General features: G+C 65.5%; 12 protein-coding genes. 8 read left to right on the top strand and 4 right to left on the bottom strand.

The features are described from left to right. The first annotated feature begins 202 nt into the window (after positions 1-202). From NLM25_RS32095 to NLM25_RS32065, 7 genes are all read left to right on the top strand, one after another. Entirely contained in the window at positions 203-3,373 is a 3,171-nt protein-coding gene (locus NLM25_RS32095) for a CheR family methyltransferase (RefSeq protein WP_254139693.1), read from the top strand. After that, a complete protein-coding gene (locus tag NLM25_RS32090; RefSeq protein WP_254139692.1) occupies positions 3,373-4,119 on the top strand; it encodes a Crp/Fnr family transcriptional regulator in 747 nt (248 codons plus the stop codon). The genes NLM25_RS32095 and NLM25_RS32090 overlap by 1 nt, the downstream gene beginning before the upstream one ends. 82 nt (positions 4,120-4,201) lie before the next feature. After that, a complete protein-coding gene (locus NLM25_RS32085; RefSeq protein ID WP_254121685.1) occupies positions 4,202-4,414 on the top strand; it encodes a hypothetical protein in 213 nt (70 codons plus the stop codon). 48 nt (positions 4,415-4,462) lie between these two features. After that, entirely contained in the window at positions 4,463-4,645 is a 183-nt protein-coding gene (locus tag NLM25_RS32080; protein ID WP_254121684.1) for a hypothetical protein, read from the top strand. A 212-nt stretch (positions 4,646-4,857) separates the two neighbouring features. Next, positions 4,858-5,064 carry a hypothetical protein gene (locus tag NLM25_RS32075; protein WP_254121683.1) on the top strand — a complete coding sequence of 69 codons (207 nt, stop codon included), beginning with the start codon at positions 4,858-4,860 and terminating at the stop codon, positions 5,062-5,064. 2 nt (positions 5,065-5,066) lie between these two features. Next, the gene (locus NLM25_RS32070) at positions 5,067-5,276 is read left to right on the top strand and encodes a hypothetical protein (protein WP_254139691.1); all 210 of its coding nucleotides are present in this window, start codon (positions 5,067-5,069) and stop codon (positions 5,274-5,276) included. An 81-nt stretch (positions 5,277-5,357) separates the two neighbouring features. After that, a complete protein-coding gene (locus tag NLM25_RS32065) occupies positions 5,358-7,679 on the top strand; it encodes a molybdopterin guanine dinucleotide-containing S/N-oxide reductase (RefSeq protein ID WP_254139690.1) in 2,322 nt (773 codons plus the stop codon). A 97-nt stretch (positions 7,680-7,776) separates the two neighbouring features. Here NLM25_RS32065 and NLM25_RS32060 read toward each other — a convergent pair whose 3' ends face one another. Further along, positions 7,777-8,760, bottom strand: a complete 984-nt coding sequence (locus NLM25_RS32060) for a helix-turn-helix domain-containing protein (RefSeq protein WP_254139689.1) — start codon at positions 8,758-8,760, stop codon at positions 7,777-7,779. 348 nt (positions 8,761-9,108) lie between these two features. On the opposite strand from NLM25_RS32060, the gene NLM25_RS32055 reads away from it, so the two are divergent. Next, the gene (locus NLM25_RS32055; RefSeq protein ID WP_254139688.1) at positions 9,109-11,982 is read left to right on the top strand and encodes a winged helix-turn-helix domain-containing protein; all 2,874 of its coding nucleotides are present in this window, start codon (positions 9,109-9,111) and stop codon (positions 11,980-11,982) included. Between the two features lie 6 nt (positions 11,983-11,988). On the opposite strand, the gene NLM25_RS32050 is transcribed toward NLM25_RS32055, so the two are convergent. From NLM25_RS32050 to NLM25_RS32040, 3 genes are all read right to left on the bottom strand, one after another. Beyond that, entirely contained in the window at positions 11,989-12,708 is a 720-nt protein-coding gene (locus NLM25_RS32050; RefSeq protein ID WP_254139687.1) for a hypothetical protein, read from the bottom strand. A gap of 184 nt (positions 12,709-12,892) precedes the next feature. After that, complete coding sequence (locus tag NLM25_RS32045; protein ID WP_254139686.1) at positions 12,893-13,594, bottom strand: type 1 glutamine amidotransferase domain-containing protein; 702 nt, start codon at positions 13,592-13,594, stop codon at positions 12,893-12,895. A gap of 194 nt (positions 13,595-13,788) precedes the next feature. After that, positions 13,789-14,496, bottom strand: a complete 708-nt coding sequence (locus NLM25_RS32040) for a hypothetical protein (RefSeq protein ID WP_254121676.1) — start codon at positions 14,494-14,496, stop codon at positions 13,789-13,791. Between the last annotated feature and the right edge of the window lie 74 nt (positions 14,497-14,570).

The following is a 14,570-nucleotide window of genomic DNA, read 5'->3' as shown; positions in this document are numbered from 1 at the left end:
AGGCCCAGCGTTCATGGATGTCCGCATCGCGGTTCCGAAGCAGCGATCCACCATGGACCGGAGGGCTACAGCGATCTGCCATCGGATCAAAAGCTCTGCATGACATTTTCGCCTTTGGCCTCTTGGGGTAATATCAATTTCTGCTATTTGCAGGAACCGGGCATCCCCCGGGGCCCGCCAGCAAGCGAAAGCTACGAGAGCCATGCATGAAGTCGGCGACCAGCCGGTCGAGAGAGAGCGTCAGATCAGGTCCCCGCTGATCATCGGGGTCGGCGCCTCGCCCGGCGCACTTGACAGCATCGAGCGCTTCTTTGCCAAGCTGGCCATCGGCGCCGACCAGACCATCGTGCTGGCGCTTCAGCATCACGAGGCCTTTGATGGAGCCCGGCTGCGCCAGATCGTGCAGGGGGCGAATGGCGGCAAGGTCGCGGACGTCGGAGATGGCCAGGCGATCGAAGGCGGCACGATCTATCTGTGCCCGCCGGCGATGATCACCACCATCCAGGGCGAGCGATTCGCGATCCGCAAGGCCGAGCAGGCGCCCGGCGAGCGGGCCACGATCGACAGCTTCCTGGTGTCGCTGGCGGAAGAGCGCGCCGAACAATCGATCGGCGTCATCCTCGCCGGCACCGGCGGCGATGGTACGCTTGGCACCGCGACGCTCAAGGATCACGGTGGTCTCGCCATCGCCGAGAAGATCGTGAACCGCGAAGAGGCCGATCATCTTCTCGACGGCAACATGCCGGCGGCGATCGCCGATTACGTGCTGCCGCCCGAAGATATTCCCGAGCACATCCAGGTCTATGCCCGTCATCTGCGCCGCCTGGACGAGAAGCACGGTTTTGACGAGGTGCTCGCCGCGGCCGCGACCTCGCTGTCGCGCATCGCCGACATCCTGCGCAACAAGACCGGCAATGATTTCCACGGCTACAAGCAGAACACCTTCCTGCGCCGCGTGCAGCGGCGCATGCAGGTGGTCCAGATCGACGACATTCCCGCCTATGTCGATTTTCTCCGCAACGACAAGGACGAGGCGCAGAACCTCTTCAACGATCTCTTGATCGGCGTCACCGAGTTCTTCCGCGACAAGCGCGAGTTCGAGGTGCTCGAGGCCCAGATCATCCCGAAGATCTTCGAGGGCAAGGGCACCGGCCAGCAGGTTCGCGTTTGGGTGCTCGGCTGCGCCACCGGCGAGGAAGCCTATTCGATCGGCATTCTCCTGCGCGAGCACATGGCGACACTCGACTCCGCGCCGCAGGTCCAGATCTTCGCCACCGACATCGACGGGCGGGCGCTCGCGACCGCGCGCGTCGGCCGCTACCGCACCAACATCGAGGCCGACATGACCAGCGAGCGCCTGGCGCGTTGGTTCGTGCGCGAGGGCGACACCTATTGCGTGGTGAAGGAGCTGCGCGAGATGTGCATCTTCTCCCAGCACAACGTCATCAAGGACGCGCCGTTCTCCAAGCTCGACCTCGTCTCCTGCCGCAACCTGCTGATCTATCTCAATGCCGAATTGCAGAACCGGGTGATCCCGCTGTTCCACTTCGCGCTGCTGTCCGAGCGCTATCTCTTCCTCGGCAATTCCGAGAACGTGACGCGGCACCCGAAGCTGTTCGCACCCGTCGACCGCCGCGCCCGCATCTTCAAGAAGCTCGAGACCGGAACGCGGCTGCCGCCGGAATTTCCGATCACGACCTCGGCGGGGAGGGTGCCCGTCGAAGTGCCGACGGTTCGCTCGTTCGGCCCGGACGTCGGGCTGGAGCGCCGCGCGCAAAGGGTCGCGGAGCGCTACGCGCCCGCCTATGTCATCACCGACGACAATTTCCAGATCCTGCATTTCTCCGGGCGTACCGGGCGCTATATCGAGCCGACGGCGGGCGCCGCCACGCTCGACCTGCTCCAGCTCGTGCACCGCGATATCCGCCTGGAGCTGCGCACGGCGCTCAGCCGGGCCGCCGAGACCAACGAGCCCGCCCATGCCGAGCAGGTGCAGCTCGGGGTGAACGGTCACCGCGTCCTGGTCGACATCACCGTCGAGCCGATCCAGGACGGCGCCGGCGGCCATCGTAATTTCGTCGTCCTGTTCAAGGACGGCCCGGTCCGCACCCTCGAGGCCGATCAGAGCAATCCCAATGCGCTGGTGCGCACCGAGCATGTCGAGCGTCTCGAAAGCGAGCTGCGCGCGACGCGGGAGCGCCTCCAGGCCACCATCGAGGAGCTGGAGAGCACCAATGAAGAGCTGAAATCCTCGAACGAGGAATACCAGTCGCTCAACGAGGAGCTTCAGTCGGCGAACGAGGAGCTCGAGACTTCGCGTGAGGAGTTGCAGTCGGTCAACGAGGAGCTGACCACCGTCAATGGCGAGTTGGCGCATCGTGTCCAGGAACTGACGCGCGCCACCAGCGACCTCAAGAATTTCCTCGAGAGCACGCAGATCGCCACCGTATTCCTCGACAACGATCTGCGCGTGATGAATTTCACGCCCGCGATCACGCAGGTGCTGCATCTCGTGGAAACCGACGCCGGCCGCCCCATTGCCCACATCAAGGCGCGCATTCCGATCGAGGAGCTCTACGAGGACGTCCGCCGCGTGCTGCGAACGCTGGCGAGCGCCGAGCGCGAGTTGAGCGCGCCGGACAGCGGCACGCGTTACATCGTGCGTATCCTGCCTTATCGCAGCATCGACAATTTCATCGCCGGGGTCGTCATCACCTTCATCGACGTCACCGCGATCACCCGCGCCGAGGAGCGGCAGCGCCTGCTGCTGGCCGAGCTCCAGCATCGCGTCCGCAATACGCTTGGCGTCGTGCGCTCGATCGCCCGCCGCTCTGCGGAATCCAGCTCCACCGTGGAGGAATACGCCGCTCATCTCGACGGCCGGCTGAACGCCTTTGCGCGCACCCAGGCACTCGTGACTCGCGATCCCGAGGGCGGCGTCGACCTCGAATATCTCGTGGTCGAGGAGCTTCTCGCCTACAACGCCCGTGAGGGCGAGCAGATGCGGGTGTCCGGACCGAAGGTGCGCTTCCAGCCCAAGGCCGCGGAAACCTTCGCACTCGCGCTGCACGAGCTTGCGACCAACGCGCTGAAATACGGCGCCCTCAGCCTGCCGACCGGGCGCATCGAGGTCGCCTGGCGCCTCGATGAGATTGCGGAGCCCGCGGAGCTGGTGTTCGAATGGCGCGAGCGGGGCGGGCCGCAGGTCACGCCGCCGCCACGAAAGGGTTTTGGCACGGAGCTTCTGGAGCGTACGCTGGCGTTCGAGTTCAAGGGGCAGACCATGATGGCGTTCAATCCTGCTGGGCTGCGATGCACCATCACGCTTCCCCTCACCAAGCGCACGTTCCATACACCTGCGGTGGCTGGCTGATGACTTTGTCGACCTCCGATCGGAGCCTGGTGGAGCCGGTCTTTCGCCGGCTGAATGCGCTGAGGATCTTGTCGGCGGAAGCCCGTGCATCCCTTGAATATGCGATGCTCGAAGGTCTCGAGCGTGCCGGCTCCGGCGAGGACCTGATCTCGGAGGGGGATCCCGTCGACAGCGTCCGTGTCGTGCTGTCGGGCTGGCTCTGCCGCTACAAGACGCTCGAGGACGGCCGGCGGCAGATCGTCAATTTCGTCTTTCCGGGCGAGAGTTGCGATGCGCATGCCTATCTGCTCTCGGTCATGGACCATTCCATCGCGACGCTGACACCGGTCATCTACACTGAAATCAAGCGCACGCGTTTCGAGAGTCTGGTGGCGGCCGACCGCACGCTTGCGGAAGCGTTCTGGTGCGAGACCCTCGTCAACAACGCCGTCCAGCGCGAATGGGCCATCAATCTCGGGCGCCGCGTCGCGCTGGAGCGCGTGGCGCATCTGTTCTGCGAGATCTTCGAGCGGCTTCGTCCCGTCGGGATGGTCGACGGCAATTCCTGCCTCATGCCCATCACGCAGATGGACCTCGCCGACGCCACCGGATTGTCGGTGGTCCATCTCAACCGGACCGTCCAGGAACTGCGCGCCTCAGGCCTGATCGTGCTGCGCGAGCGCACCTTGACCATCAACGATCTCGATGCGCTCAAGGACGCGGCGCTGTTTTCGCCGAGTTATCTGCAACTGTACCGGCGGAGCTGAGCTTCGGGGTGGATGCCCCTCAAATGTTCGGGATTTCGGGGCGGGGCCGTGGAACCGGGCGCAGCCCGTGTTAAGTTCCCCAATGATGGTCGAGGATGATCCCCTGTTCTCGCGCGCCGCGGCCGCTATCGCCGAGAGCCAGACCTTGGCCACCGAGCACCAGCTCCTTCTTCAAGAGATGGCCGCCATTTACGAACAACGCATGCTGAGCGCCATGAGGGCGGCCAATCACCTCAAGCTGTCGGAACAGCAGCTGATCGAGCGCTACCGCAGGCTGGGCGGTGACGTCTTTTAAGTAACCTAAGCAAATGCCGGATGGCGATGCTGCTGCTATGACAGAAAAATGCGCGACCCGCTCTTTGCCCGCGCGACCCGCGCAATTGAGGCGAGCCGCGATCTCCGGAGCCAGCATCGACTGGTCACGGATCGGCATGACCGCGCCCTGGACGAGGCGCGCCTGGCAGTGATGGAAAGCGCCATGGTTCGTTCGGAGATCAAGGCGCACCGCGATAACCGGAAAGACTAGCACGCGTCGGCGAGTGCATCGCTTGCTCGCCTGCTGTCGTCGCAAGCAAAATCCAGCGCGGTTAACTTATTGAAATGCCGGAACCCGCTGTTGCGGCCGAAGCTACGAACACTGTCGGCCTGGGCCGTCCAGCCGGCACGAACCTGGGCCCGGCGCTCAGCCTCCCCGCCGGGCCCAATTTCCTTGTATCCGAAGTCCCTTGCGAAGGTACAATGACTGCCAAACGCAACCGCAGGAAACAGACCCAGTCGCTCCAGCAGCGGTTGGCGACATTCGCCGAAAACGCCCGCGAACGCGCGCGTAACCTGCCGCCCGGCAAGGAGCGCGAGATGCTGCTGCGACGTGCCAAGCAGAACGAGATGACCTCGAACCTGACGGACTGGCTGAGCGCGCCCGTCTATCCGAGACGAAGAGCATGACCATGCGGAGCATCAAGCACTACCGCGCTTTCCAGATCGATCCGGACGGGCACGTGTTTGGATGCATCAATCTCGCCTGCGACGATGACGAGCAGGCCAAGCGCGAGGCCGCCGCGCTCGTTCTGATCCATCGCATCGAGCTATGGCGGCTGGACCGGCGGATCGCGCAATTCGGCCTGCCGCCGGAAGATGTTCGCTGCACGGGAGCCTAGCGTTTGCGTCAGGCCTGATCTCGATGACATCGGAACGTGGATCGGTATACTGCCACCACCGACCGGAACAAGGATCAGACGATGGACGATACGATTGGCTTTCCCGACCCCGGCCTCGACCTGTCTGACGGCTTCAAGCCCCACACCTCGCATTGGGGCGTGTTTTCGGCCCGTCAAGGCGCAGCCGGGCTCGAGGTCAGGGCCTATGCGGGCGATCCCGATCCGAACGGCATCATCGACAATTTCCCCGGCGCGCTGCGGCATCAGGCGCGAATCGCCCAGCCCGCGATCCGCCGCGGCTGGCTCGAACGTGGTCCGGGCCCGGACGACCGTCGCGGCCGCGACGAGTTCGTCTCCGTGAGCTGGGAGAAGGCGCTCGATCTCCTCGGCGACGAGCTCGGCCGCATCCGCGACACGCGCGGGCCCGGCGCGGTGTTCGGCGGCTCTTATGGCTGGTCGAGCGCGGGCCGCTTCCATCACGCTCAGAGCCAGGTGCATCGCTTCCTCAACGTCGCGATGGGCGGCTATGTGCGCTCGGTGAACTCCTATTCCTCGGGCGCGTCCTCGGTGCTGCTGCCGCAGATCCTGGCGGGCTACGAGGACATCACCAAGCGCAACGTGACCTGGGAGCAGATCGCTGCCGATACCGACATCGTGCTGGCGTTCGGCGGCATGGCGCTGAAGAATTCCATGGTGGCCGGCGGCTCGATCAGCAAGCATGTCGAGCGCGGCGCCATGGAAGCGGCGCGCCGTCGCGGCTGCGAGTTCATCCTGGTCAGCCCCCTCCGCGACGATCTTCCCGTCGAGGCCGGCGCGGAATGGATGACTTGCGTGCCCGGCACCGACACCGCGCTGATGCTCGGCATCGTCCACACGCTGGTCGCAGAAGGCCTGCACGACCAGGCCTTCCTCGATCGCTACACGGAAGGGTGGCCCGTGTTCCTGCGCTATCTCACCGGCGAGAGCGACGGCCAGCCCAAGCACGCCGAATGGGCCGCCGCGATCTCAGGCGTCGAGGCAGACACGATCCGTGCGCTCGCCCGTCGCATCGCCGGAAAGCGCGCGCTGATCACCGTCTCGCATTCGCTCCAGCGCGCCGAACATGGTGAGCAGCCAGTGTGGATGGGTATGGTGCTCGCGGCAGCGCTCGGCCAGATCGGCCTTCCCGGCGGCGGCTACGCCTATTCGCTGGGAGCGATCGGCTATTACGGCCGCCGCGTCAACGACGTGCCGGGGCCGACGCTCGGGCAGGGCCGCAATGGCGTGCGCGATTTCATTCCGGTAGCGCGCATCGCCGACATGCTGCTCAATCCCGGCAGCACCTATCGCTACAATGGCGAGACGCGCACCTATCCCGACATCCGCCTCGTCTACTGGGCCGGCGGCAATCCCTTCCATCACCACCAGGACATCAACCGCCTGCGCAAGGCTTTTGCGAAAGTCGACACGCTGGTCGTGCACGAACTCGGCTGGACCGCCACCGCGCGGCACGCCGACATCGTGCTGCCGGCGACGATGACGCTCGAGCGCGAGGACATCGGCTATTCCAGCAACGATCCCTTGATGGTCGCCATGCACCGGATCGCCGAGCCGTTCGGTCTTGCGCGCGACGATTACGAGATTTTCGCCGATCTTGCCGAACGGCTCGGCGCGCGTGAACCTTTCACCGAAGGCCGCACGTCGCGGCAATGGCTGGAACATCTCTACGAGCCGACCCGCGCCTCGCTCGAGGCGCGCGGCCTCGAGGCCCCTGACTTCGACGAATTCTGGAAGCGCGGCAGCCTGGTCGTGCCGCAACAGCCTGACGACGGCGGCCGGCTGCGCAGTTTTCGCGAGGATCCGGCCGCGCATCCGCTGCCGACGCCGAGCGGCCGCATCGAGATATTTTCGCAGAAGATCGCGGGCCATGGCGATGCCGATTGTCCCGGCCATCCGGTCTGGCTCGACAAGTCCGACATGCCCAGGCGAGGGGCGCCGTGCTTCCTCGTCGCCAACCAGCCGGTGACGCGCCTGCACAGCCAGCTCGATTTCGGCGGACATTCGCTGGGAGCAAAACATCGCGGCCGCGAAGTCGCGCGCATGAATCCGCGCGATGCGACCGCGCGCGGCATCGTGGACGGCGACATCATCCGCCTGTTCAACGAACGCGGCGCGTGCCTTGCGGCAGTTCATGTCACCGACGGCATCGCGCCCGGCGTGGTGCAGCTGCCGACCGGCGCGTGGTACGACCCGATGGACCCCGAGGACGAGGCGCCGCTCTGCGTCCACGGCAATCCCAATGTGCTCACCCGCGACATCGGCACCTCGTCGTTTGCGCAAGGATGCACTGGGCAGCTGACGACGGTGGAGGTGGAGAAGTTCACCGGCAATCTGCCGCCGATCCGGGCGTTCGATCCGGTGTAGGCGCGTCGCCGGGACGTAGCCCGGATGGAGCGAAACGCAATCCGGGACCCCTCGGCCGGCACGTGGCATTCGCAGCCCACACCAAACCAATCGCCAACTACGCGGCCGCGCCCATCCAGTCGCTGTCCGCAGCAGGACGGCGCCGCGGAAGCGCTTCCGCAGCAGGCCGCACGGCCTTGGTGGTCAGGCGCCAGCGTGCCGGAGACTGGCCGCTGATGCGCTTGAACACGGTCGAAAAATGCGCCTGGGTGCTGAAGCCGACGGCAAGCGCGATCTCCGCAAGGGGCCGCTCGGTCGTCGTGAGCAAGGTCTTCGCGTACTCGACCCGGTGATTGAGCAGATATTCGCGCGGGCGGTAGCCGGTCGCGGCGCGGAACTGTGCCGCGAAATGCATCCGGGAGAGGCCTGCGACATTGGCGAGCTCGGACAGGCTGATGCAGCGATCAAAGTGATCGGCGATATACTGCTCGACGCGCCGGAGCCGCCATTTCGGCAAGGCATTGACCTTTGCGCGCGGCAGCTCGAGCCGGGTCAGATGCATCGCAAGGGTCTGGCCGATGCAGCGCGCGAACTGCTGGTCTGCGGCATCGCCACCCTCGATCAGTGCCTTGGCGAGCTCGGCGGCGAGCGGATCGCGCAGCAGGATGAGGTCATTGAGGCCCTCGGTCGCGGGCAACGCCGCCGGAAAATGATCGGACGAGATGTGGAAGTGCAGGAAAGCGCACGGCGACTGGAATTGCACGCCGAGAAGATTCGATGGTGCGCTGACATACAGCGTCCCCGCGGGCATGGTGCCGTCGAAAATGATCTGACGGCCCCGGACCAGCTTCACCCGGGCGGTCTTCAAGGCGATGCCGACGAAATATCGATCCTCCGGCGTCGTCGCTTCGTGCGACGAGATGGCCCGAGAGTCCTCCCATCGCGAAATCGTGATGTCCGTGATGGCCGCGTCCGGGCCGCGGTCGATCTTGCGCCATCCGCTTTCCCGGGCGATGGCCGGCGTCTCGTGCGAAACCTCGCGATCACGCTGGCTGGCGGGAAATTCGGTCCAGGCATGCTCCGCCTGCAAGTCAGTCAACATCGCGCGTCCTCTCCTGGCCTCGCCGCCGCTTGCAACGCTCGGCCAACTCTCAATGCTTTCCATGGTCCGAGGATAGGCGTGAGCCGGGCAAGAAGCCCGTTAGTGATGATTAGGAGGTGTTAGATTTTGTGCGCGCACATAAGGTGTGACAGCCCGCCGCAGGACGTTTGATTTTGTCCATTTTTTCAACGATTTGCGTGAATCGGTGCGGTGTGAGGACATTGCAGGACATCGCGCGGCGATCGATGTGCGGGTGTGAGGCCGGCGCGGTGCCCTGCTGGACCGCGCGTCGACGGCGGGTATAGTCGCCGCGAATTTGAACGAAGTGGCCGTCAAGATGAGTCAGAAGTGACCGAGCTCCCGGCAGGACATCGCGCCCCCCGCAGCGGCGCCGGGGCGAGCCTCGATCTCGATGCCGTTTCGTTCGGACCGTTTTCGCTGCGGTCGCGGTTGCTCGAGAGAAACGGCGCGCCGGTCAAGCTCGGCAGCCGCGCAATGGACATTCTCCGTCTGCTCCTCAGCCGCGCCGGCGAAGTGGTACCGAAGAACGAGATCCTTGCCTACGCGTGGTCCGGCCTCGCGGTCGAGGAGATCAGCCTGCGCGTCCATGTCGCCGAGCTGCGCAAGGTGCTCGGCGACGGCAAGGATGGAGCCCGCTACATCACCAACGTTCCGAGCCGGGGCTATTGCTTCGTCGCGCCCGTGCAACGTGGAGAGCGCAACGCTGCGCCGGTGCCCGCATCGCGGGTACCCGCGGCACCGCCGGCGGCCTTGCCGCATCGGCTGGACCGGATGATCGGTCGGGACGACGTGCTGCCCGAGCTGTCGGCGCGTCTGCTGAGCGACCGCTTCGTCACGCTGCGAGGACCGGGCGGCATCGGCAAGACCACGGTTGCGACCGCGCTCGCGCATGACATGTGGCAGGCATTCGAAGGCCACGTTCATTTCCTCGAATTCGGCCCGCTGAGGGACGCCACGCTGGTCGCGAGCACGGTTGCCGCCGCTCTGGGCCTCGTGGTGCATCACGATGATCCCTCCGGCAGCATCGTCAATTTTCTGCGCGCACGGCGACTACTTCTCATCCTCGACAGCTGCGAACACGTCATCGACGAGGTCGCTCGTCTGGCAGAAAACATCTATCGCGAGGCGCCGGGCATTGCCATTCTCGCCACCAGCCGCGAGTCGCTGCTGGTGGAAGGCGAGCAGATCTTCGAGCTCGTTCCGCTGGCCGGCCCGCCGCAAGGCGCTCGCCTCAGTGCAGGCGAAGTGCTGGATTACCCGGCCGCGCAGCTGTTCATCGATCGTGCCGCGGCCGCAGGCCATCGGGGCGATATCACCGATGAGGATGCCGAGGTCCTCGCCGAGATCTGCGGCAAGCTTGACGGCATTGCGCTCGCGATCGAGCTCGCCGCCGTGCGCGTCGGCGTCTACGGATTGCGGGAGATGGCCGCGCTGCTCGACTCCAGGCTCAAGCTCGAATGGCGTGGACGGCGAACGGCGCCGCCACGGCAGCAGACGCTCGGCGCGACACTCGACTGGAGCTTTGGCCTGATCGGCGACAACGAGCGGGCCGTGTTCCAGCGGCTCGCCATCTTCGCTGGCCCCTTCACGCTCAGGGGCGCAATGTCGGTCGCGGCGGACGAACGAGCGCCAGGCGATCGTGTCGCCGATGCGCTGGAGCAGCTCGTGGCCAAGTCGCTGGTGTCGGCGCAGCCCGATGGCGCATCGCGGCGCTATCGCCTGCTGGATGCCACGCGCGCCTATGCCATGCAGAAGCTGGTCGACGCAGGTGAAGCGGCCACGATCGCGCGCCGTCACACCGCATATGTTCAGCGCGCGCTCGAAGCCGGCATGGCGGAACAGGGCGGCGATCAGGCGTCCCGCCTGCAGGAGCGCGCGAGCCTGCTCGCGGATGCCCGTGCGGCGCTGGAATGGAGTTTTGCCAATGACGATGGAGCCGCCTTGCGCGTGCCGCTCGCCGGCAGTGCTGCGAGGCTGTTCGTCGAACTCAATCTGCTGAACGAGGCGCGCATCTGGTCGGGCCGCGCGCTCGCGACGCTCGACGATGCCAACCGGGGCGGCAAATGGGAACTCGAGCTCCAGTCGACGCTCGGCCACGCCTTCATGTTCACGGAGCGCAACAGCGAGCAGGCCGAGGCCGCACTCCGGCGCGGGCTGGAGATCGCGGAAGCGCTCGGCGATCACGCCAATGCGTTCAGGCTGCTGTCGCGGTTGAACATGTTCTATCGCCGCACCGGCGACTACCGGCATCTGCTGCCGACCGCACTCCAGGCCGAGCGCGTCGCCCGCCTGATCGGCGATACCGCGGGAATTGCAGGCAGCAAGGCGCTTCTCGGCGTGTCCTATCATCTTGCCGGAGACCAGGCAGCAGCGCAGGCCCATCTCGACGAGGGCGTGCGTGACGATGCCGCGCTGCGCGGGACAGAGCCCGGGCATTTCGCCTATTCACGCACGCCGCAGATTCCCCTCGCGCGCGTGTTGTGGCTGCGCGGCTTTCCCGAACGCGCGCTCGACTGCGTCCGCCCGCTCGTCGGTGCGGCTGCACCGCGCGACGTGGTGATGCATTGCATCGCGCTGTGCTGGTCATCCTCGGTGTTTGGTTGGGTCGGCGACTGGGCTGCCGTCGAGACGATGACCGCACGCCTGGCAACGCATGCGAGCGTGCACGGGCTCGGCCCCTATGAGGCCGTAGCGACCGGCTTTCGCGCGCAGACCATGATCGCCCGCGGCGAGGTGGCTGGCGGCATCGATCTGCTGCGCAGTGCGCTGCCACGCCTGCACGCGGATCGCTACGAGCTCTACGCATCTGCGTTCGCCGCAGACCTGTCGCAAGGTTTGGCGGCCCTGGGGCGATTGACGGAAGGGCTGCAGGTTCTGCACGAGACGATTGCCCGCGTCGAGCAGGGCGGTGGAGCTTTTGACATGCCCGAGCTGCTCCGCCGGCGCGGCGACCTCGAGGCGCGCACCGGTGATCTCGATGCCGCCGAGGCGAGCTTTGCCGTATCGCTCAAACTGGCCGAGCAACAGGGCGCCCTGTCCTGGCGATTGCGGACCGCGATGTCGCTTGCGGCGCTTCGGCGCCAGCAGGGCCTGCAAGATCCGTGCGACGATCTCGCCGCAACCTATGCCCGGTTCTCGGAAGGATTCGAGACCGCGGATCTGACGGCGGCGCGGCTCATGCTGGACGATGCATCTGCCTGAAAAGGCTCAGTCAAACCGGAAATCCGCGAGATCGATCGACACCATCAGCTCTTCACGCAGCGGCATCAGATCGTCGCCGCGCAGATAGATCCGCCGGCGGGTCGGGAGCGTGAAGCCGTCAACGGTGACGGGATCGAATACATAATGAGCCGCCGGAAAATTGCCGGCGATCTCGACCCGGTAGTCGTGCCGGCGCATGAGCATGTCGGGGCCAAAATAGAAATCCTGCTCGGCGCTGTGGCTTGCGATGACGGTGGGGAACGTCGCCCGCAAGCCGCGCCAGACCTCCGCGCCCTCGCGCCAGGGTGCGATCTCCCGGACCTCGAACCCGTCCAGCGCCAGCAGGAACGGCGCGGTCATGTAGGTCCAGAGCGCGTAGCCGCTGAAATAGGCGTGATGCAGCGGATCCCAATGCGTCCGCATATCGTGCCGCGCGAACGAGCCGCGCGGATCGTTGCGCACCGCGGCGATGCGACCGTCCGCGGCCACGATGGCGATCCGCTCCGGGCTGAACTCGGTGCGCTGGCCCGGCTTGCCGAACGGCTCCACGGCGGCCCGCTCGCGATGCAGCTCGATCCGCACCATGCGCGGCGCCTGGTCCTGATCGATGCCCTTCAAGACCCAGAGATCGCCGCCCGTCACGATCGTGGCGGTGAGGCGTCTGTGGGCATTCCATCGATCGAGCCCGCCATGGGCCTCGATCGCACTCGCCAGCAACGGGATCATCGGGCCATTCCCTCTCGCAGGGGTGAAGTCGCCCCGCTGGAGATACTCCCTGGTACAGACCACCGCTCGTTAAGCGTTGTTAAGTGCCGTTGGCGGGATTCATCATCGCGTCTTCTCCGAGGGATACCGCAGCGTCGAGAGGCGCCATCGCGGGCGCCTCTCGAGATGTGGCCGCATCCGGAAGTTACGAAGCCTTCGCCAGCGGCTTGCCCCTGAGGGCGGCGAGCAGGGCCTCTGCGGCCGGGCCCGACGAGTGCGGGTTCTGGCCGGTGATCAAGAGGCCGTCGCTGACGACGTGAGGAGTCCAATTGGCCTTCTTCGAGAAGATGGCGCCGAGCCGCAGCATCTCGTCCTCGACCAGGAACGGAACCACCTTGGTGAGCCCAACTGCCTCCTCCTCACCGTTGGTGAAGCCGGTGACCTCCTTGCCTTGCACCAGCGGCTTGCCGTCCGGCGTCTTGACGTGGCGCAGCGCCGCCGGAGAGTGGCAGACGATCGCGACATGCTTGCCGGCGGCAAAGAACGACTCGATCAGCTTGACCGAGTTCGGGTCTTCGGCGAGGTCCCACATCGGGCCGTGGCCACCCGGATAGAACAGCGTGTCGAAGTCCTCTTGCCTGACGCTGTCGAGGCGAACGGTCTTGTCGAGCTGGGCTTCCGCAGCGGCGTCCGCTTCGAAGCGAAGCGTCAGATCGGTGCGAGAATCGGGTTCGTTGCTCTTGGGGTCGAGCGGCGGACGGCCGCCCTTGGGCGAAGCCAGCGTGATCTCCGCGCCGGAATCCTTGAAAACGTAATAGGGGGCAGCAAGCTCTTCGAGCCAGAAGCCCGTCTTGCGTCCGGTGTTGCCGAGCTGGTCGTGGGAGGTGAGAACCATAAGAATCTTCATGACGGTCTCCTTGAGTGCGTTCACTGCAATGACGCACTCCCCCGTGGTGGAGATGCGCCGGCCTCGGTCTCGTTCGAGCACGACATTTGTTCGTTGCCCGCGAGCCCAATCTGCACCCAGGGCCGCCCGTTGGCTCGTTATGTATTGTTAGGCGTTGAGAGCAGTGACCGGTTGCCTGCTCTCGCGCGTCGCCGCTACTCGAACACGGCGTCGAAGATCTCGACGTCCATCAGCACGGGCTTGGCGATCACGGTTCCGTCCGGCCGCAACGTTTGTGCGCGCCGCAGCGTCGGCACGACGATGCCGCCGAAATTGTCGTGGGCCCAGGAGTGATGCGCGACCTTCGTTCCGAAGAGATCGTGATCCGTCCGCCGTTGCTGGGCATTCTCATCGAAGTAGAAGATCTGCTCGGGGGCGAGCGTGATCAGGTGTGGCGGGAACTGCGCCCGCAGTCGCCGCCAGGTGTCGGCGTTCTCGCGCCATGGAGTGAGCTCCTCCGTGACGACGTCGGGATGGGCGAGCATGAATGGGTTGGTCAGATAATTCCAGATCGCAACGCCGCAGAAGAAGACGAGGTGAAGTTCGTCCGCCAGCGTAGGAGAGCCGGTCTCGGGAAACGCAAGGCTCGGGTTGTTCCAGGTGCGCAGGACCTCGCCCTCGAGACTCTCAATCGTGATCGCGTCGGGCTGAAAGCAGCCGGAGTGTTCGCCCCCGGTGATGCCGGTGAAGCGGACCGACTGGGTGCGGGTCGAGCCCTCCGCCGTCACGTCCTTGAATTCGCTGGCATGTCCGGCGCTGGAGAACAGCGAGCCGCCGACGGAAAGGTGGAGCGTGAACCGGTTCAAGCTATTCCAGCGGGCCATACCGCCGCTGGCATCAATCACATCGTCAAGAAGCGCCATATCCCGCCATGTCCACCGTGAAGCGTCACCACCATGGCGGGGCGGGTGCGGCTTGGCATGTTAGAAGTTGTTAG

The organism is Bradyrhizobium sp. CCGB01, from assembly GCF_024199795.1.
Classification (GTDB): domain Bacteria; phylum Pseudomonadota; class Alphaproteobacteria; order Rhizobiales; family Xanthobacteraceae; genus Bradyrhizobium.
This window is presented reverse-complemented; position numbering and strand designations above follow the sequence as displayed.

What these genes read in the sequence shown, in the direction of transcription:
- NLM25_RS32095 (WP_254139693.1), top strand. Translation starts at nt 203, where the DNA reads ATGCATGAAGTCGGCGACCAGCCGGTCGAGAGAGAGCGTCAGATCAGG.
- NLM25_RS32090 (WP_254139692.1), top strand. Translation starts at nt 3,373, where the DNA reads ATGACTTTGTCGACCTCCGATCGGAGCCTGGTGGAGCCGGTCTTTCGC.
- NLM25_RS32085 (WP_254121685.1), top strand. Translation starts at nt 4,202, where the DNA reads ATGATGGTCGAGGATGATCCCCTGTTCTCGCGCGCCGCGGCCGCTATC.
- NLM25_RS32080 (WP_254121684.1), top strand. Translation starts at nt 4,463, where the DNA reads ATGCGCGACCCGCTCTTTGCCCGCGCGACCCGCGCAATTGAGGCGAGC.
- NLM25_RS32075 (WP_254121683.1), top strand. Translation starts at nt 4,858, where the DNA reads ATGACTGCCAAACGCAACCGCAGGAAACAGACCCAGTCGCTCCAGCAG.
- NLM25_RS32070 (WP_254139691.1), top strand. Translation starts at nt 5,067, where the DNA reads ATGCGGAGCATCAAGCACTACCGCGCTTTCCAGATCGATCCGGACGGG.
- NLM25_RS32065 (WP_254139690.1), top strand. Translation starts at nt 5,358, where the DNA reads ATGGACGATACGATTGGCTTTCCCGACCCCGGCCTCGACCTGTCTGAC.
- NLM25_RS32060 (WP_254139689.1), bottom strand. Translation starts at nt 8,760, where the DNA reads ATGTTGACTGACTTGCAGGCGGAGCATGCCTGGACCGAATTTCCCGCC.
- NLM25_RS32050 (WP_254139687.1), bottom strand. Translation starts at nt 12,708, where the DNA reads ATGATCCCGTTGCTGGCGAGTGCGATCGAGGCCCATGGCGGGCTCGAT.
- NLM25_RS32045 (WP_254139686.1), bottom strand. Translation starts at nt 13,594, where the DNA reads ATGAAGATTCTTATGGTTCTCACCTCCCACGACCAGCTCGGCAACACC.
- NLM25_RS32040 (WP_254121676.1), bottom strand. Translation starts at nt 14,496, where the DNA reads ATGGCGCTTCTTGACGATGTGATTGATGCCAGCGGCGGTATGGCCCGC.